Source organism: Xanthobacter albus, assembly GCF_043194895.2.
Lineage (GTDB): Bacteria > Pseudomonadota > Alphaproteobacteria > Rhizobiales > Xanthobacteraceae > Xanthobacter.
In genome coordinates this window covers 3,534,431-3,552,907 of sequence record NZ_CM195532.1, presented here as the reverse complement: position 1 = coordinate 3,552,907, position 18,477 = coordinate 3,534,431, and the positions used below count along the sequence as shown (strand labels likewise).

The 18,477-nt window shown below is 68.5% G+C and carries 11 protein-coding genes and 2 tRNA genes; 6 read left to right on the top strand and 7 right to left on the bottom strand.

From position 1 onward, the window contains the following. Positions 1-38: 38 nt before the first annotated feature. From V5F75_RS15950 to V5F75_RS15940, 3 genes are all read right to left on the bottom strand, one after another. Positions 39-1,418: a dipeptidase gene (locus tag V5F75_RS15950; protein WP_394033765.1), complete on the bottom strand. Its 1,380-nt coding sequence runs from the start codon at positions 1,416-1,418 to the stop codon at positions 39-41. 578 nt (positions 1,419-1,996) lie between these two features. Beyond that, positions 1,997-2,515 carry an ANTAR domain-containing protein gene (locus tag V5F75_RS15945; protein WP_509212099.1) on the bottom strand — a complete coding sequence of 173 codons (519 nt, stop codon included), beginning with the start codon at positions 2,513-2,515 and terminating at the stop codon, positions 1,997-1,999. A 170-nt stretch (positions 2,516-2,685) separates the two neighbouring features. After that, positions 2,686-4,395 (bottom strand): helicase HerA-like domain-containing protein, encoded by a 1,710-nt coding sequence (locus tag V5F75_RS15940; protein ID WP_394033763.1) that lies wholly within the window; start codon positions 4,393-4,395, stop codon positions 2,686-2,688. Positions 4,396-4,617: 222 nt separating this feature from the next. Between V5F75_RS15940 and V5F75_RS15935 the strand changes: the two genes are divergently transcribed. The 5 genes from V5F75_RS15935 to V5F75_RS15915 all read left to right on the top strand — a co-directional run bounded on the left by V5F75_RS15935 (position 4,618) and on the right by V5F75_RS15915 (position 9,096). After that, on the top strand, positions 4,618-4,998 hold the full coding sequence (locus tag V5F75_RS15935; RefSeq protein ID WP_394033762.1) for a hypothetical protein: 381 nt from the start codon (positions 4,618-4,620) through the stop codon (positions 4,996-4,998). A 113-nt stretch (positions 4,999-5,111) separates the two neighbouring features. Beyond that, positions 5,112-5,187, top strand: a tRNA-Thr gene (locus V5F75_RS15930). Between the two features lie 576 nt (positions 5,188-5,763). Beyond that, a complete protein-coding gene (locus tag V5F75_RS15925) occupies positions 5,764-6,519 on the top strand; it encodes a class I SAM-dependent methyltransferase (RefSeq protein ID WP_394033761.1) in 756 nt (251 codons plus the stop codon). 389 nt (positions 6,520-6,908) lie between these two features. Next, positions 6,909-8,786, top strand: coding sequence for a DEAD/DEAH box helicase (locus V5F75_RS15920; RefSeq protein ID WP_394034085.1), 1,878 nt, complete (start codon positions 6,909-6,911; stop codon positions 8,784-8,786). A gap of 235 nt (positions 8,787-9,021) precedes the next feature. Then, positions 9,022-9,096, top strand: a tRNA-Gly gene (locus V5F75_RS15915). A 771-nt stretch (positions 9,097-9,867) separates the two neighbouring features. Here V5F75_RS15915 and V5F75_RS15910 read toward each other — a convergent pair. The 4 genes from V5F75_RS15910 to V5F75_RS15895 all read right to left on the bottom strand — a co-directional run bounded on the left by V5F75_RS15910 (position 9,868) and on the right by V5F75_RS15895 (position 17,107). Beyond that, on the bottom strand, positions 9,868-11,097 hold the full coding sequence (locus tag V5F75_RS15910; protein ID WP_394033760.1) for an MFS transporter: 1,230 nt from the start codon (positions 11,095-11,097) through the stop codon (positions 9,868-9,870). A gap of 830 nt (positions 11,098-11,927) precedes the next feature. After that, entirely contained in the window at positions 11,928-12,302 is a 375-nt protein-coding gene (locus V5F75_RS15905; RefSeq protein WP_394033758.1) for a hypothetical protein, read from the bottom strand. An 11-nt stretch (positions 12,303-12,313) separates the two neighbouring features. Next, the gene (locus tag V5F75_RS15900) at positions 12,314-15,445 is read right to left on the bottom strand and encodes an efflux RND transporter permease subunit (RefSeq protein ID WP_394033757.1); all 3,132 of its coding nucleotides are present in this window, start codon (positions 15,443-15,445) and stop codon (positions 12,314-12,316) included. Positions 15,446-15,454: 9 nt separating this feature from the next. Beyond that, a complete protein-coding gene (locus tag V5F75_RS15895; RefSeq protein ID WP_394033756.1) occupies positions 15,455-17,107 on the bottom strand; it encodes an efflux RND transporter periplasmic adaptor subunit in 1,653 nt (550 codons plus the stop codon). A 965-nt stretch (positions 17,108-18,072) separates the two neighbouring features. Between V5F75_RS15895 and V5F75_RS15890 the strand changes: the two genes are divergently transcribed. Further along, positions 18,073-18,477, top strand: coding sequence for a DUF4150 domain-containing protein (locus V5F75_RS15890; protein WP_394033755.1), 405 nt, complete (start codon positions 18,073-18,075; stop codon positions 18,475-18,477).

Below are 18,477 nucleotides of genomic sequence, written 5' to 3'. Positions count from 1 at the left end.
ACTCCGGGGAAAGCGGAGAAAAGCCCGCTGTTGCCCTCTCAGGCCATGGCCTCGAGGATTCGCACCCAGCTGCGCGTGCCCTTGTGGAACGAGGTGAGGTCGTACTTCTCGTTGGGCGCGTGCACGCGGTCGTCGTCGAGGCCGAAGCCGATGAGCAGCGTGTCCACCCCCAGGAGGGCCTTGAACTGGCCGACGATGGGAATGGAGCCGCCGGTGCCGATGGTGACCGGCTTCACGCCCCATTCCGCCTCCAGCGCGGCGGCGGCCTTGGCGAGGTCCGGGCTCTCCGGCGGCACGAGGAAGGCGCGCGAGCCTTCGCCCTTGCCGAGCTCGGCCTTGCAATCCGCCGGCACGCGCGCGGCGACGAAGGCCGCGAACGCGTCGCGGATCTTCGCCGGGTCCTGGTCGGCCACCAGGCGGATGGAGATCTTGGCGGTGGCCTTCGAGGGGATGATGGTCTTCGAGCCTTCGCCCGTATAGCCGCCGTAGATGCCGTTCACCTCGAAGGTGGGGCGGGACTGGATCTGCTCGATGAGCATCCGGTCGCTCTCGCCGATGGAGCGGCCGAGACCCACCGGGCCGAGGAAGCCTTCCGCCGTGAGGCCGAGCTGCGCCCAGCGCGCGCGGACCTCTGCCGGCGGCTCGCGCACATCATCGTAGAAGCCGGGGATGGTGACGCGCCCGTCCGCGTCATGCACGTCGGCGATGATCTTCGCGAGCACGTGCGCGGGGTTGGCGGCCGCGCCGCCATAGAGGCCCGAATGCAGGTCGCGGTTCGCGCCCGTGATGGTGAGCTCGGTGTGCAGGATGCCGCGCAGGGAGGTGGTGATGGACGGCGTGCGCGCATCCCACATGCCCGTGTCGCACACCAGCGCGATGTCGGCCTTCAGCGCGTCGCCATTGCCGGCAAGGAAGGCCGGCAGGCTGGGGGAGCCGCATTCCTCCTCGCCCTCCAGCATCACGGTCACGTCCACCGGCAGGCGGCCGGTGGTGGCCTTGATGGCACGCAGGGCCTCCAGGAAGGTCAGTACCTGTCCCTTGTCGTCCGCCGCCCCGCGGGCGACGATGGTGCGGCGCCCGTCCGGCGTCTCGCCGAAGCGGGGCTCGAAGGGGGGCGTCTGCCACAGGTCCAGCGGGTCCACGGGCTGCACGTCGTAGTGGCCGTAGAACAGCACCCGCCGGGCGGCGCCGGTATCGGTGCGGCCCACCACCACCGGGTGGCCCGCCGTCTCGTGCACCTGCGCGGCGAAGCCCAGTTCCGTGAGCTGCGCGGCGGCCCATTGCGCGGCGGCGCGGCAGGCGTCCTTGTGGACGGGATCGGTGGAGATGGACGGAATGCGCAGGAACTCGAACAGCCGCGCCAGGGCCGCATCGCGCCCGCCGTCCACCGCCTGCAACGCCTGATCCACTGCCACCATCTCACCCTCCGCCTTTGCGAGGCCGAGGCCCCGCCTTCCACATCCCGCCGCGCGCCCGCCCGGTGCCGCCGCATGCGGGCGGAGCCTCCAGGTTACCCCGCAGGGAGGCCGGGAGGGCATGCGGCATGCACACCTCAAGGCTGCTCCCGCCACGGGGCGGCGACCGACGCCGCGTGACTCGGGCCGGATGCTCGCGCGTGCGCGCGACCCGCGCAAGCTTTCTTCAAGCCTTGCTTTCCGGAAGGCAGTGAGCCGGAGCCGGGTGCCGTCCATGGGGCAGGCCGCACGGATGCGCCGGGCAAACGGTGGTGCTGGCCCGAACAGGCCACGTCCGGCACCCGCTGTCAGGGGGGAATCAGGGGGCGAACATGGCGGGAGACACAGGGGACCGCCCTGCCTTGCGGTGGAGCCGCAAGAAACACGCCGTGCCCCGTCAGATCCGATGTCTTGCCGCAGCACGACGGTGCGCGACAGCTTACCTACCGTTGCGCGAAAGCAGGGCCACTGCCGCCAGGGGAATGCCGCCTTCGAGGGCGAGACAGGCCGGGGAACGCCGTTTCGGCGTCCCCGCTGTCGTGTCAGCTCAGGGGAGAGAGCACAGCGGCATGGCCGCCTTCGGCCGGAACCGGTTCTGCGGTGGCCGGTAACGCCGCGGCGCCGATGCGGCCTACGCGACGCGCACGCTGCATTACGGAACCGATACGGCGGTAAAGCAGGCGCGGCGCCAGCGGCGCGCCCAGCGCGGCTTCATAGCCACCGCGCACCGCGGAGCGGACCAGCGCCTGGGCCGGCACATCGGCGATCAGGATCGCCGGGGCGCCCGCGCCATCGCGGAAAGGGTTGTCCGGAACCTGCTCGGGGTCGTTCACCTGCACGACGAGCACATCGGCCATGAGGGGGGAGGGCGCCTGGGCGACCTCTTCGAGGCTCGCGGCTTCCAGAACGCCGCCCACGCCAAATGCCGTGAGGGCTTCTCGAAGCGCCATGCGACGCTCGACCTGGGAATCAACGAGGAGAATGCGGGCGGTGGGCAACACCTTCATGAGGCGCTCCATTTGAAATCGCGTCCATCCGGCAATGACCAAGATGAGACGCATTATTCAGCGCTTTCTCCGATGGGACCCCGCAATCCCACCGGTGCACTTTCAAGATACCTGTTATGCGTGCATGAAGCAACCGCTCCCTACCTGGGTCAGGTGTCACTTTTTAGCCGCTCTTTTCTTGAGCTTGACCGCAGGCGGAAACGCCGCGGGGCGCGTTCGCTGCGTTAGCGGCTAATGCTTCCGAGTATCCCGCGCAGAATCGCGCGCCCGAGCTGCGTGCCCACCTGGGTCGCCACCGAGCGGGCCACCTGCCGCACAACCACTTCGGTTGTGGACATGCGGGTGGAGGAGCGGCTGGACGTTCCGCTCCTCGGCACGCTGGTGCCGCCGCCCTTCGCCGTGCCGGCGCGGCCGGCGGTCTTCGGGGTCGTCGTCTCGGGCTTCACCTCCGGCAGGCCGAGCACGGTGCCCAGCACCGAATCCAGGAAACCGCCGCCACCGGAGGGAGCGGGCGCGGCGGTTTCGCCCGAGGGTGCGCCAGCCGCGTCATCGGTCTTCTTCTGTAGGCGTTCGAACGCGGATTCGCGGTCCACCGCCGTGTCATAGACATGGCCCACCGGGCTTTTCGCCATGATCGCCGCCCGCTCGGCCGGCGTCAGCGGCCCGACTCGGGCCGCGGGCGGGCGCACAAGGGTGCGCTGCACGATGGAGGGCACGCCATTGCCTTCGAGCGTCGAGACCAGGGCCTCGCCCTTGCCCAGTTCCATGATGACCTGGGCGGTATCGAGCGCCGGGTTCGGGCGGAAGGTCTCGGCCGCCGCCTTCACCGCCTTCTGGTCCCGCGGGGTGAAGGCGCGCAGCGCGTGCTGCACCCGGTTGCCGAGCTGCGCCAGCACGCTTTCCGGCACATCGAGCGGGTTCTGGGTGACGAAATAGACGCCCACCCCCTTGGAGCGGATCAGGCGCACCACCTGCTCCACCTTCTCCAGGAGGATCTTGGGCGCCTCGTCAAAGAGCAGGTGGGCCTCGTCGAAGAAGAAGACGAGCTTGGGCTTGTCCGGATCGCCCACTTCGGGCAACTGCTCGAACAGCTCCGCCAGCAGCCACAGCAGGAAGCAGGCATAAAGGCGCGGCGCGCCCATCAGCTTGTCCGCCGCGAGGATGGAGATGGTGCCGTAGCCGGAGCGGTCCACACGCATGATGTCGCGGATGTCCAGCGCCGGTTCGCCGAAGAACTTGTCGGCGCCCTGGTTCTCCAGCATCAGAAGCTGGCGCTGGATGGCGCCGACGCTCTGGGTGGAGACATTGCCATACTGGGTGGTGAGCTCCGCCGCGTTCTCCGCCACGTGGGCGAGCATGGCGCGGAGGTCCTTCAGGTCCAGCAGCAGCAGGCCCTGCTCGTCGGCGATGCGGAAGACGATGTTGAGCACGCCCTCCTGGGTGTCGTTCAGGCTCATGAGGCGGGAGAGCAGCAGCGGCCCCATCTCCGACACCGTGGCCCGCACCGGATGCCCCTGATCCCCGAACATGTCCCAGAAGATCACGGGGAAGCTGTCCGGCGTGTAGGTGATGCCGACTTCGGCGGCGCGCGAGAGCAGGAAGTCCTTCGGTTCGCCCGGCACGGCGATGCCGGAGAGGTCCCCCTTGATGTCGGCCGCGAACACCGGCACTCCGGCGCGCGAGAAGCCCTCCGCCATCACCTGCAGCGTCACGGTCTTGCCGGTGCCGGTGGCGCCGGTGACCAGGCCGTGGCGGTTCGCGAGGCGCAGGGTGAGGTATTCGCCGGCCTCCACGACGCCGGCCGTGTCCGCCTTGCCCGCGCCCTTCGCGCTCCTGGCGGGCTTGGCTGCTGCTCCCTGCGCGGGGGGAAGCACCTTTCCAAGAAAGATCTTGCCGTCCACGTCAGGGCTCGATGCTGGGGCCTGGAGCGTCATGGGTACATCTCCCTGGAAACATCCCCGGCCGCTTCCTCGGGAAGGGCTGAGTCGGATGCCATGTTGTCGCGCGCTTTCCCGCACGGGGGCAAGCTTGCCGGCGGTGGCGCGGGAGGTCGCCCCTTGCGCCCCGCCACCGCCGCGGGCAAGGTGCGCCCCGCGTGAGGTCCGGCGGGCGCTTCAGGTGCGGCGGGGGCCTCGAACTCGGTTCGAGGAGCGAGCATGGACGAACTCGTCGCCCGGCTGACGGCCCGGCTGAACCTCACCCCAGCCACCGCGCGGGGGGTGGTGGGCCTCGTGCTCCATTTCCTCGACCATGAGGCGCCGGCGGAGGTCATGCAGCCGCTGCTGGACGCGCATCCCTGGATTCCGGAGCTGGTCTCGGAGATCCCCTGCGAGCCCGCGCTTCCGGCCTCCGAGCGCCACTTCGGCGGCATGGGGCGGCTGATGCAGGTGGCGGACCGGATGATGGCCCTCGGCCTCACCATGCCCCAGGTGCAGGCGGCCGTGCGCGAGACCGTGGCCTATGCCCGCGAAACCGTCGGCTGCGAGCCGGTCGATCGGCTGGTGCGCGCCGTGCCGGGGCTGCGGCAGGTGGTGTGAGGCGGGTGTGCGCCGGATTGCCGTTCCGCAGGATGTGGACGGAACGCCGACGATGCTCATTTCATGTCGCGCAGCCTTGAAAACACGGCGCGCAATCCGTATGAGGAGGGCGTGCCGCAGTAGCTCAGCTGGTAGAGCAACGCATTCGTAATGCGTGGGTCGGGGGTTCGAATCCCTTCTGCGGCACCATATCGGCTTCCAGGGCCGTCTCTGAGGCACTCAGAAGCGCAAAAAATCAAATGCCTAAGAGAGCGGTAAGAGCGGTGGGGTTCCCTGAGATCAATTTGAATCTCGCCTGCGGTGAGGTATTAGGGTCATGCCCATGCAGGAGGTGCTCGCAGATGCCGCTGACTGGCCTGGCTCTGCGCAACGCGACGCCGAGGGATAAGTCAGTCTATCCGTCGTTGGAGTCGACGTTCACATTGAGGGCATTCGGAGCGCCGGTCGTGTGCGGTGCTGGGGCGATCAAGTTAGCGGCACGCCAAGATAATTCTGATTTGACCGTTGACCGACCGCGGCCTTGGCCGCCGGCCCGCCAAAAGCAGGAGCAGGCCGAGAGGCTGTTTGTCGGCGCAGGCGACCCAAATCACCGCGCGCGAGCTGGAAGAAGCTCCCCGCCGCGATCGGCCTGTGTCCGTGCTGGCGCGGAGGGCTTCCAATCCCATACATCTGAGCGGTTTTTGTAAAATCCGATCCGTCGATCAGCGCAAGAACGCTGTTCGGATATTCCGAGTCCAGTCAAATTGAAGAGTCGTCGATAAATAAATGATGCAGAACGAAGAAATTTTACAGCAGATCAAAGATCGCATCTGGTTTTATGAATTCGATCTTCCCGATGGCACGCGAACTGCTACCAATATTCCGGAATCGATTCTGCCTATCCACACCTCTCGGCGGGATAAAATGCTGCGGGTTATCCGCGACCATGTTCCCGATGCGCATAAATTGACCGCATTCGATTTTGCGTCCCATGAAGGTTATTATTCTTTAGAACTTGCTCGGCATTTCAAGGCCGTGCGCGGCTATGAAATCCGTAAGTCCAGCCGCGATGCTGCGTGGCTCATCACGCAAGCACTCGGCATCAAGAATGTGGAATATGTCGAAGCGGATATGCAGCGCATGCTGTTCGACCCGGAACAGGTGGCTGATTTCGTTCTCCTTTATGGCTTGATTTACCATATGGAGAATCCAATTCACACCCTGCGGCTGGCCAGCCAGATGTCCAGGAAGCACATTCTGATCGAAACCCAGGTGTTTCCTTATGACATAGCTGGCCGGATCGAGGATGGGCATTATGATAGCCTTCGTCCCATCGAAGGTGTGTTTGGGTTGACGCCGGATTATGCAGCTCAGCGCGAAGGAGGGTCGACGGATTTGGCCCTGGTTCCATCATTGAACGCCCTGCTGTTTCTGATGCGTGGCTTCGGCTTTTCTGATCTGTACGTCCTGCCGAGCGACGCTGGCGATTATGAACAGTTCTCCCGGGGCGCGCGGGTCGTCGTCTACGGACGCAAGCCTTGACGATTACTGCAAGGGAATGCGCGTCAGTGCTTGTAATGTGAACTGCGTCATCGTTCGCGAGGATGGATCTGTCGAACGGAGCTTCTGAGGGCGGCAGATCCTCTCCCGGAGGCCCCGGGAGAGGCGGGCGCCTTGGCTGCCGAAGCGACATTCATCAGGCATTGAAGCCGAGTTGCCGATGAGCATCCGGCGTGATCGCGGCCGCCGGGCCGGTCACACGCGCGGGAGAGTGGTTGCCAGTGACGGAAGCTCTCCAGCCGGCGTTATGGCCCGCGCATTGCTGGCATCTCGGCTCTCATCCTATTAGGAAGGCGTTCCAGACACTTTCCGATGGCTCCCCTTCGACGCCTGACGATAATGCGAGATAGGTGGAACCAGCCGTGCCCTTCATGACGACCAACCCGGCGCTCGCCCGCGCCCTGGCCGAGCGGGATTACAACAACCCGACGCCGGTGCAACTCGCCGTGCTGGCGCCCGAGGCGGCTGAACGCGACCTTCTGGTGTCCGCCCAGACCGGCTCCGGCAAGACCGTCGCCTATGGCCTTGCCATGGCCGGGACTCTGCTGGGCACCGCCGAGCGATTTGCGCCCGCGACGGTGCCGCAGGCGCTGGTGGTGGCGCCCACCCGCGAGCTGGCGCTACAGGTCCAGCGGGAGTTCGCGTGGCTCTATGCGGGCACCGGTGCGCGCATCGTGTCCTGCGTCGGCGGCATGGACCCGCGCCAGGAGCAGCGCCAGCTGAACCAGGGCGCCCATATCGTCGTCGGCACCCCCGGACGCCTGCGCGACCATCTGGAGCGCGGCCGGCTGGACATTTCCGCGCTGCGGGTCGTGGTGCTGGACGAGGCCGACGAAATGCTCGATCTCGGCTTCCGCGAGGATCTCGAGTTCATTCTCCTCGCCACCCCGCCCGAGCGGCGCAGCCTGCTGTTCTCCGCGACCATGCCGCGGGGTATCATCACGCTGGCCAAGCGCTATCAGCGCGACGCGCTGCGCATCGAGGTGGCAAGCGCCGACGGCGGCCATGCCGATATTGAATACCGCGCCATGCGCGTTACGCCGACCGAGGTCGGGCATGCGGTTGTCAACGTGCTGCGCTATTATGATACGCCCACGGCCATCGTGTTCTGCAACACGCGTGAGGCCGTGCGGCGCCTGCACGCCATGCTCCAGGAGCGGCAATTCTCCGCGGTGGCGCTCTCCGGCGAGCTGAGCCAGAACGAGCGCAACCATGCCTTGCAGGCGCTGCGGGACGGTCGGGCACGGGTGTGTGTCGCCACTGATGTCGCTGCGCGCGGCATCGATCTGCCGAATCTCGGCCTCGTCATTCATGCGGACCTGCCGAACGATGCCGAAAGCCTGCAGCATCGCAGCGGCCGCACCGGCCGCGCGGGCCGCAAGGGCGTGAGCGTGCTGCTGGTGCCTCCCTTCCGCCGTCGCCGGACGGAAGACCTGCTGCGGGGCCTCGGCATCACGCCGGCATGGTCCGGCCCGCCGACCGCCGAGGAGATCCGCAAGCTCGACCATGAACGGATGCTGAGCGATGCCCTCATCACCGAGGAGCCGAACGAGGAGGATGCCGGCGCCGGGCTCGCGCTGCTCGCCGCGCACGCGCCCGAGCATCTGGCCGCGGCGCTCGTGCGCCTTTATCGGGCTGGCCTGCCGGCTCCCGAGGAGGTCACTGATCCCGGCGTGTCGCGTTCCGTGCGCGACCGGGCGGCCGATCGGGATTTCGGAGGCGCCTCGGGCGGCGGCAGCGTCTGGTTCCGTCTCAATGTCGGCCGCCGCAACAATGCCGATCCGAAATGGCTGCTGCCGCTGATCTGCCGGCGCGGGAACGTGACGCGCAAGGATATCGGCTTTATCCGCGTGCTGGATGAGGAGACGGCCTTCGAGGTCAGCCTCGCCGCCGCGGACCGATTCGGAAAAGCGGCGCGGAAGGCGGACGAGGACGACGTGATTATCGAGCCGTTGCCGGGTGGTCCTCCGGCAGGGCACGCGGAGCGTCCCGCGCGCGGCAAGCCCATGCGCGGCAAGCCGGCTCAGGACCGGGCGCCGCACGAGAAGCCCTTCCGGGGCAGGAAATTCCGCGAAGAACCCGCGCAGGGGAAGTCTGCGGAAGGCAAGGCCGAGCGCGGCAAGGCATCGTTCGAGAAGCCGCGGGAGGCCAAGCCTGCGGGGCAGGGCAAAGGCGAACGTCAGCCGAAGAGCCGGCGCCCGAACGCGTTCGAGGGAAAGCCAAAGGGCAAGCGGACGCGGCACACCTGAGCGCGTCACGAGGCGGCGCTCTCGTGGGGCAAGCCGTGATGTCGGGCAGGGACGGCGCGGCATCGGCGATGCCGCTGCATCCGGCTGTGCGGAGAAGCGACGGTCTTTCAGGTGGTGAAGGGACGTCGTCATCCACAGGCTGCGGTGGCCGGCAGGCATCAAGGGCATTGCATTCGGAGCCGGCTGCTGCCATATGAGCGAACCGCTGGCGCCGAGCATGGCGCCGCGGATGGATGCGGGTGTAGCTCAGGGGTAGAGCACAACCTTGCCAAGGTTGGGGTCGAGGGTTCGAATCCCTTCGCCCGCTCCAGTTTATTCATAAAAATCAGATGGTAGGTGGACGCTCTTCGGGGCGTTTCCTGTTTCCGTTCTCCTTGTGGCGGGCGGCTGGAAGCACTTGAGCGGAAGTCACAGGGGGAGCCGAGCGTAGGATTCCCCGCGCCTGCTTCCACGGCCTCGCCTCGCGAACGACTGTCCCTCGTTCGTGATGCCTTCCCACACCCATTGGTAAGCGGCCGTGCTCATCCGCCAGAAGAGTCCATCCGGGCAGGATCGAGGTGGAGTCCAGGTCCCCGACCGGGCAGGTGTCTTTCGGCGTCGGTGCCGGGCCGCCCTAACGCCCGTGACGTGACCCATCGATCGTTCGTCAAGGCTCCGCAAGTCGTCCGATTCCACCACACGTTTCCCATACGGCCAAGCATCCGCCGCGGGGGCGTCTACCATCTGTTCGCCGTCTCGGCGGCGAGCTGGCTGGCCGCTGGTGGTCAGGGGTGGAAGTCACCTCACGCCAGCCTCAGCGGGGTCTCTGACTTATCGCCTCCGAACCGTTCCGCCTTGCCGGAGCCGGTGGGGCGGCAGCGCGAGCCAAGGCCGGGGAGCGCTATGAGGCGTTTGCCGCCGCGCTGGGGCGACGGCTCGCGAAGGGGCCGAGGCTGGTGCGGGAGGTTTCTGAAAGAATTCCCATTCGAGTTTTTGAGCTCGTTTTCGCGAGATTTATTCTGAAAATCCATCATAAAATGATGCGGTATTTCAGAGACGGTCCATAAATATTTTGGTCATTCTGCCGAGTCAGCTTTGAAATCTATGATCTCGCCCCCGAGCTGGTCGATGCGATGACGAGCGCCGACGCCAGGAGCGCGAAGACCGCGCCGGCGATGAAGGTGGCCTGGGAGCCTCCGGCATCCCACAGCAGCCCGGCTGCGAGGCTCGCCGCGAGCGTGGCAAGGCCGGTGGCGAGGTTGAACAGGCCGAAGGCGGACCCGCGGAGCGCAGCCGGCGCATGTTCCGCTACGAGCTTGGCGAGCAGCCCCTGGGTGAGCGCCATGTGGCCGCCCCACAGGGCGATGCCGAGGAAGGCACCGGGCAGGCCCGGCACGAAGGCGAGAATGACATCCGCCGCGATCAGCAGCGTGAGGCCGCCGATCAGCAGCCGCTCCGGCGGCGCCCGGTCCGACCACGCTCCGGCGGGATAGGCCCCCAGCGAATAGACCACGTTCATAACCACCAGCACGAGGGGAGCGAGGGCGAGCGCCAACCCCTCGTCATGGGCCTTGAGGACGAGGAAGGCCTCGCTGAAGCGCGCGAGGGTGAAGACAACGCCAATGGCGACGACGCCCCAGAACGGGCGGCCGAGGTGCCTGAGATCCTTGAGGCGCACCGGCGGCGGGCGACTGCCCTCCGCGACGCCTGCGGCTCTGTCCTCGACGCCCGCCGCCACGCAGAGCACGGCGAGGATGCCGGGCACGAGGGCGATCCAGAACACCGTCCGCATGTCATCGGCGAACAGCGCCATGAGCGCGATGGCGAGCAGCGGCCCGACGAAGGCGCCTACCGTGTCGAGGGCCTGGCGCAGGCCGTAGGCGCGCCCCCGAATCTCAAGCGGCGTCACGTCGGCGACCAGCGCATCGCGGGGTGCTCCGCGCATGCCCTTGCCGACGCGGTCGGCAAAGCGCGCGGCAAGCACCATCCCTGGCGCGCCCGCGAGGGCGAAGAACGGCTTGGAGGCGGCGCCGAGACCATATCCAAGCAGGATCAATGGCTTGCGGCGTCCGAAGCGGTCCGACAGATAGCCGGAGAAGACCTTTGCCACCTGCGCGGTGGATTCGCCGATGCCCTCGATCAGGCCCACCATGGCGACGCTGGCTCCGAGCGTGCCGGTGAGGAAAAGCGGCAGCAGCGCGTGGATCATCTCGGACGAGATGTCCATAAACATGCTGACGAGGCCCAGGGCCCAGACAGTGCGCGGGATCGCGGGCCGATCTGCCGGCTCGCCGGCGTGGCGTTCCCGTCCGGGCGCCTGCATATCGTTCATCGCGGCTTCCCTCCTGCCGCGCCCTTTCGGGGCACGGTTTTCCCGCCTGGGCGAGGCGATGCAGGGCCGAACCCTGGGCCCTCAGCGTCCGAGATACTTGATGAGCGCGGCGATGCCGAGCACGATCAGTATCAGGATGGGCAGGCCCAAGAGCCACATCCCCCACATCCCGCCACCCATCATCTGATCGTCGTGCATGAGGGTCCCACTTCGGCGGGCTCAGGCCACTTTCGCCGCCGCCACCATGCCGATGGCCATGTGGTAGAGGCGGTGACTGTGCAGGGGCACGGGATGGCTCATCGCGGCGGGGTTTATGGAGGTCGTCTCGCCCCGCTGGCCGGGGTCTACCGCGAGTTGCCGGACCCCGCTGAGCATGATGGGGAGACCTTGCCGGCGGAAAGCCGCCCCGGGAAAGCGAGATCGAGCTGGCCCTGTGGACGGTTCGCGGTCTCGGCGATGCGCGCGACGGATGCGCCGGCCGTGGCCAGGACGAGGTCGGCGCGGTGAGGCTTCCACCTGCGCCAGCATGGGGAAGGCGCCGCCGCCGGCAGGGATATCCACGAGCAGGTCGATGCGCCGACGGAAAGGCTTCCGCCGGGGTGGCGCAGGGCGAGCCATCGACCGTGATGCCGCGGGGCTCCAGGCCCGGCGCCGAGATGGGGAAGGCGGCGGCGGTGCCGCCGTTGATGATGTGCAGCCGCACCCGGTCGCCCTTCTGCACTTGCGTGACGTCCGGATCTGCAAGGGTGCGGCGGTTGGCGAGGACGGCGTCGCAACCGACATCGCTGGCGTGGGCCATCGTGCCGCCGCCTCTCCCGCCGCCGATCTCCTCAGTATTTGGCCTGTGCGGAGGAGCCGTCGGGCGCCGTGATCTGGACGGCGCCTTTCACCCCCTTGGGGATTGCCACGGCGGCCGTGCCGGAAAGCCGGTTGCCGCCGGCAGGGGAAAGGGGGAAGCGCTGGGCCTTGCCGTCCACTAAGAGAATGGCGTTGGCCTTGAAGCCATCAGCTGTGACGGGCTTGTCGGCCCCGTCGCTGAGATAGAGCACGACGGCGGACGTGCCGTCCGCCACCAGTTCCGCGTGGTAGTGCCCGGCATCCACCCGCACCCCGCCATTGGCCCCCGTGCCGGGTTCGTGCGCGAACAGCGGCGTGGCGAGCAGGGGAAGAGAGAGGACGGCGGGAACGAGACGGCGGAAAATCATGGCAGGCTCCGTCAGAAGGCATCCGCGCGGGCGGCGGCTGGGGTGGAAGCGGCCTCGTCCGCCGCCGCCACCAGCCGTTCCAGGGGGCGGCGGCCGTAGCGCAGGACGAGGACGGGGGTGAGCACGGCATCGAGCAGCGTGGCGCTGACGAGGCCGCCGAAGATGGTGATGGCGACAGGGTGCAGGATCTCCTTGCCCGGCACTTCTGCACCGCTCATGAGCGGCAGCAGGGCGATGCCGGCGGAGGTCGCCGTCATGAGCACGGGGGTCAGGCGCTCCAGGCTGCCGCGCGTCACGAGGGCCGGGCCGAAGGGAAGGCCCTCGGCGATGGCGAGATTGATGATGTGGCTGATCTTCAGGATGCCGTTGCGTGCGGCGATGCCGGTGAGCGTCACGAAGCCGATCATGCTCGCCACGGAGAGCGGCTGCCCCGCCAGCCACAGGGCCACCACCGCGCCGATGAGCGCCAGCGGCACGCTGCCGATGATGACCAGCGCGAACAGCGCCGAGCGGTAGCGGCTGTAGAGGATGGCGAAGACCAGGAGCAGCGACACCGCGGCGAGGGCGCCGATGGTGCGCATGGACTCTTCCTGCGCCGCGAAGGTGCCCTCGAGGCTCGTGGAGGTGCCGGGCGGCAGCGCCGTCTCCCCGATAACCCGGCGCATGTCGGCGATGATGGCCGCCGTGTCCCGCGCGCCGGAGGTGTTGGCCAGCACCACGATGCGCCGGCGTCCGCCTTCACGCAGGATCTGGTTCGGCCCGTCCGTCTCCTTCACCTCCGCCACTTCGGAGAGGGGGACCCAGCCGGACGGTGTCTCGACGAGGAGGCTGGCCAGCCCTTCGGCGCTGCGCGTTGCATCGGGCAGGCGCACGATCAGGTCGAAGCGCCGGTTGCCGTCCACGAGGGTCGAGACCACGCGCCCGTTGGAGAGCCGCGCCAGCGCGTCCGTCACCTGCGCGGGTTGCAGGCCGTAGAGCGCGGCGCGGCCATAGTCCACCCGCACCGTTACCTCGGGCACGCGCACCTGCCGCTCCACCTGCAGGTCCGCGAGGCCGGGGATGGCGGCGAGGCGCTGGCGCAGGATCTCAGCCGTGGCGCGCAGGGTGTCGAGGTCGTCGCCGAACAGTTTCAGGGCGATCTCGGCCCGCACGCCGGAGAGCATGTGGTCGAGCCGGTGGGAGATGGGCTGGCCCAGGTTGAACGAAGCCGGCAGTACGGAGAGGCGGTCGCGAATGTCGGCGGTCACCTCGGCCCGGCTGCGGGCGGAGGGCTGAATGTCCACCTCGATCTCGGATGCGTGCACGCCCTCCGCGTGCTCGTCCAGCTCCGCCCGGCCGGTGCGCCGGCCCACCGCTTTCACCTCGGGCACCGCCAGGATCAGCTTCTCGGCGACGAGCCCCACGCGGTGGCTTTCGGCCAGCGAGAGGCCGGGCCGGAATGACATGGAGATGGTGAGCGAGCCTTCGTTGAACGGGGGCAGGAAGGCGCGTGGCAGGCCTGCGGCCGCGGCCAGCGCGGCAACGAACAGGAGGGCGGTCGCCCCCATCACCAGGCGCTGGTGGCGGAAGGCGGCCGAAAGCAGGGCGGCGTACCCGCCCTTCAGCATGCGCACCAGCGCGCCGTCCCGCGCCGCATGGCGGCTGAGCGCCGGCAGCAGATAGAAGGCGAGCACCGGGGTGAGCGTGACGGATGTGGCAAGGCTCGCGAGGATGGAGACGATATAGGCCTGCCCCAGGGGTGCGAACAGTCGCCCCTCGATGCCCGGCAGCGCGAACAGGGGCACGAACACCAGCACGATGATGAGGGTGGCATAGACAATGCCGGAGCGCACCTCCCGGCTCGCCGCCACCACCACGTCGAGCACCGGCCTCGGCGCCGCAGCGGTGGCGTTCTCGCGCAGGCGGCGGAAGATGTTCTCCACGTCCACCACCGCATCGTCCACCAATTCGCCGATGGCGATGGCGAGGCCGCCCAGCGTCATGGTGTTGATGGAGAGGCCGAAGGCGTGGAACACGATGGCGGTGGTGAGGATCGACACCGGAATGGCGGTGAGCGAGATGAAGGTGGTGCGCCAGTTCAGGAGGAACAGGAACAGCACCACGGCCACCACCGCCATGGCCTCCATCAGCACCTTCTCCACATTGCCGATGGAGGCGGAGATGAAGTCCGCCTGCCGGAAAACGGGCGCGGAGATGCGGATGCCGTCCGGCAGCGCGCGGTTGAGATCGGCCACCGCCTCCTCCACCGCGCGGGTGAGGGCGAGGGTGTCCGCCTCGGGCTGCTTCTCCACGGAGAGGATGACGGCCGGCTGCCCCATGTAGCCGGCATCGCCGCGCTTCAGCCGCGCGGCGTAGTCCACCTGAGCGATCTGGTGGAGGAAGACATTGCCGCCGGCGGGGCGCGGCAGGACGAGGCTCTTCAGGTCGTCGAGGCTGAGGGTGCTGGCGATGTTTCGGATCAGGAACTCCCGCCCGCCCTGGTCAGCGAAGCCACCGCCGGAATTGGTGCCGAACTGCTGGAGCGCCTTTTCCAGCGCATCGATCGTGATGCCATAGGTCCGCATGGCGGCGAGGTCCGGCGAGACGCGGAACTGCCGCACCTCCCCGCCCATGGGGATGACCTGCGCGATGCCGGGGATGGCGAGCAGCCGCGGGCGGATGATGAAGTCCGCAGCCTCGCGCACCGCCATGGGCGTGGCGGTGGCGCTCGTCACGCCGAACATGAGGATTTGCCCCATGATCGAGCTGATCGGCCCCATTTGCGGCGAGACGCTTGCCGGCAGCCGGTCCCGCACCAAAGCGAGGCGCTCGGCGATCTGCTGGCGGTCGCGGAAGATGTCGGTGCCGAAGTCGAATTCCACATAGAGGACGGAGAGGCCGACCCCCGACACCGAGCGCAGGCGGATGAGGCCCGGCAGGCCGTTCATCGCCGTCTCCAGCGGGAAGGTGACGCCCTGTTCCACCTCGGCCGGGGCGAGGCCTTCGGCCTCGGTCATGATGGTGACGGTGGGGCGGTTCAGGTCCGGCAGCACGTCCACCGGCAGGCGGGTCACCGCATAGGCGCCGTAGACCACCAGCACGAGGGCGAGCGTCAGCACCAGCAGGCGGTTGCGCAGGGATTGCGTGACGAGGAAGGTGAACATCGCCCGTCCTCAGCGGATCTGGTCGATGAGCTCGGCGCCATCGGTGACGACGCGGCGCCCGGGCGCGAGCCCCGCCAGCACCATCACGCGGGCCGCGTCGAGGGGTTCCGTCTTCACGTCGAGCGGCACGAAGCGCTCGGCGCTGACGTGCTCATAGACCACGGGCTGGCCGTTCGCCCCGCGCACCACCGCTGAGCGGGGGATCGCGATGCCCATGCGCGGAGCGCCGGCCTCGGCGAATACCGTCAGGAACTGGCCGGGGCGCAGGTCCTTGGCACCCGAGGCGACGGAGAACAGGAGGGGGAGCGCCTGGGCGCGGTCGGATGTCCCCGCGCCCAGAAAGCTGAGCCCGACGGTGCGCCCATCAGGCAGGCGGCCCGTGGCGGCGCCGGACCGGCCCGCATCGGGCGAGAAGCCGAGCGCCTCCACCCACAGTCGGCTGGGATCGATAATCCGGAACACGACCGTGTTCGGATCCGCCATCTGCCCCGCCACGGCGTCGGCGGTGGCGATGACGCCCGAGACCGGCGCCCGCAAAGCCTCCGGCTCGCGCTGCACCCGCTCCAGCTTGGCGCGGCGGGTCCGCAGGCCGTTCAGCTCGATCTCCGCTTCCTCCACCTCGCGGCGGGTGACGGCATCCGGGATGGCCGAGAGCCGCTCGTAGCGGCGCTTCACGATGGCGATCTGCTGGTCCAGCTCATAGCCCTGCTGCTCCAGATCCTTGAGATCGGAGGCGCCGATGGGCTGGTGCACATAGGCGAGGATGTCGCCGGCCTCGACCCTCGCGCCGAGCGGCTTGAAGCCGCCCTCGGGCGGCGCCAGCCGGCCGCCGACCGCGGTCTGGACGAGGCCGCTCGCATTGGCATCCGGGACCACGCGGCCGGGCAGCTCCACCGCGCCGGCGAAAGCGCCCGGGGCCGTGACAAGAGTCCGCACGCCGAGGATGCGCTGGGTCGGCTTCGGCACGATCACCGAGCCGTCCGGGAGGCGCTGGGCCGCATCGCCCGGGAGCGGCTTCGGCGCGTCCGCGGCGCGGGCGCCCTGGGGCACTCCGGCAAGCGCGAGGCCAAGCGTTCCGAGGATGAGGAGGGCCCCCGCCCGCCGCCTCGACATGGCAATCGCTCCGACCAGGAAGCCGATGAGAAGGCCGGCCACCACACCCGCGAGCGCACCGGACGGCAGCCCGCCGAGCAGCGCCAGCGCCGCCGGAGCGGGTTGCCTTGCATCGGGTGACGTCGCGGCCTGGGGAATGGTCAGGGTGCCGGCAAGCACGTCCACGGTGTCGCCGGCCGTGATGGTGAAGGCGAGGTCGTGCCCACCCGGTGTCGCAACGAACGGCGCGGGCAGGACATAGGTGCCCGGCCCGGCGGGCTTCGCGGCCTGCGAGCCCTCTGGCGTGTCCACCTCGATGGTGGCGCCTTCCACCGGCGCGTTGTCGGCGAAGCGGTCGAGATGGATGGTGAGCGCGCCGTCGCGCAGCACGGCCACCAGCTCGAAATCGGCGGAGGCCGCCTCGGCGCGGGGGGCGAGGGTCGTCACCTGGGGCGGCGGAGGCGCGCCATGGTCGTGGCCTTCGTGCGCCATGGCGCCGGTGATGACCGCCACGGTGCCGAGAAGGGCGCACAGTCCGAGGCTCAACCTTTGCAAGAAATGGCACGCCATGCCCGACCCGTCCGCTCGCGACTCCGGTACGGGAGGCAGATAGCGCGGGGCTCGTCACGCTGCGTATCGCTTCTGTATCAGTTTGTTTCAGCCTGAACCCTCGGCAGGCACACCCAGCAATGAGGCGGCCTTCGAGGGCGTTGGCGAGGGCCCTGTGTGTGCGATGGTGAGGCCGAGCCCCACGCCCCCGGTGGCGCCGCCGCGAGGGGCGTCGAGCCGCACGAACGGCTCCACCACGGCGGTGCGCTGGTCCTCCGGGATGCCGGGGGCCGTGGTCCCGCATCGTCAAAAGCGCGTCCGTCTCCTCGTCCGTGATGGCCAGATGCGCGGAGCCGCAGCATCACGCCACGGGCGGCGTGGCCGAGCAGCGCCGCAATCGTCAGTTCGGAAAAGCGGAGGTCGCCGGCGGCGCTGGCAAAAGGTGTGGCGCGACGTGTGCGGAGTGACGTCCGCCACCCAGGCCATCGCACAGAGGCGGCAGGGCACGCGCACGAAGCCAGCGAAATGCCCTTCACCCCAGCCGGTCGGAAAGAAGAAGCCTGATCCGGTCAGCGTCTGCCGTAGCGGCATGTCGACGGCAGCGCGACCGATCACCCGCGCCTGCGCCCCGCTCCTGGTATCCGGGAAACGGACCGAATGCTCTCTGCATCGAGCCTTGCAACCTCCCCCTGGCGGAGCCATGAGGCGGCACGGACGACCCGACCGGAACCGGGCCATCGCGGCGGAGCGCGCTGCCTCGCGTGTCGAGGCGCGGCGCGAGGTGTCGGGCCGGATGACCCCCGCTGCCGTTCGCACTGAACGCCGGCCGTGAGGGGCGCCGGCTGGCGGCCTCCTGCTGTCGCATGGACGTAAACAGGGGGCGCTAGGAAGACGACCTTGGGCCATGATCGCCCGCGAGGACGGCGCCATGCGGGCGCCGGGCGCCCGCGATTGCCCGGTGCGCGGGCCGCCGATGAGGGGGGATCATGTTCGTAACGTCGCAGGGGCCTTCGCCGGCCATGGACATGGCGTTTCCGGACGTGTGCAAGACCCCCGTGGGGCCCGCTGTCGTGCCGCTGCCCTACCCGAACATCGCGCTTTCCAGCACCGCCGTGCCGACCCAGACCAAGGTGATGCTGCTGGGGATGCCGGCGCACAACCTGACAACGCAGGTGCCTCTTTCCAACGGTGACAACGCCGGCGTGCTGCTAGGGGTCGCCTCGAACCTGATGATGGGGCCGAAGGCGGCGGCCATGGGCTCGGCCAACCTGTTCATCGGCGGGGCGCCGGCCATCAAGCTCACCTCGCCCAGCAAGCAGAATGGCATGAATCCGAACGTGCCGGGCCTCACCATCACGCCCTCGCAGACGAAGATGATGGCGATGCGCTGA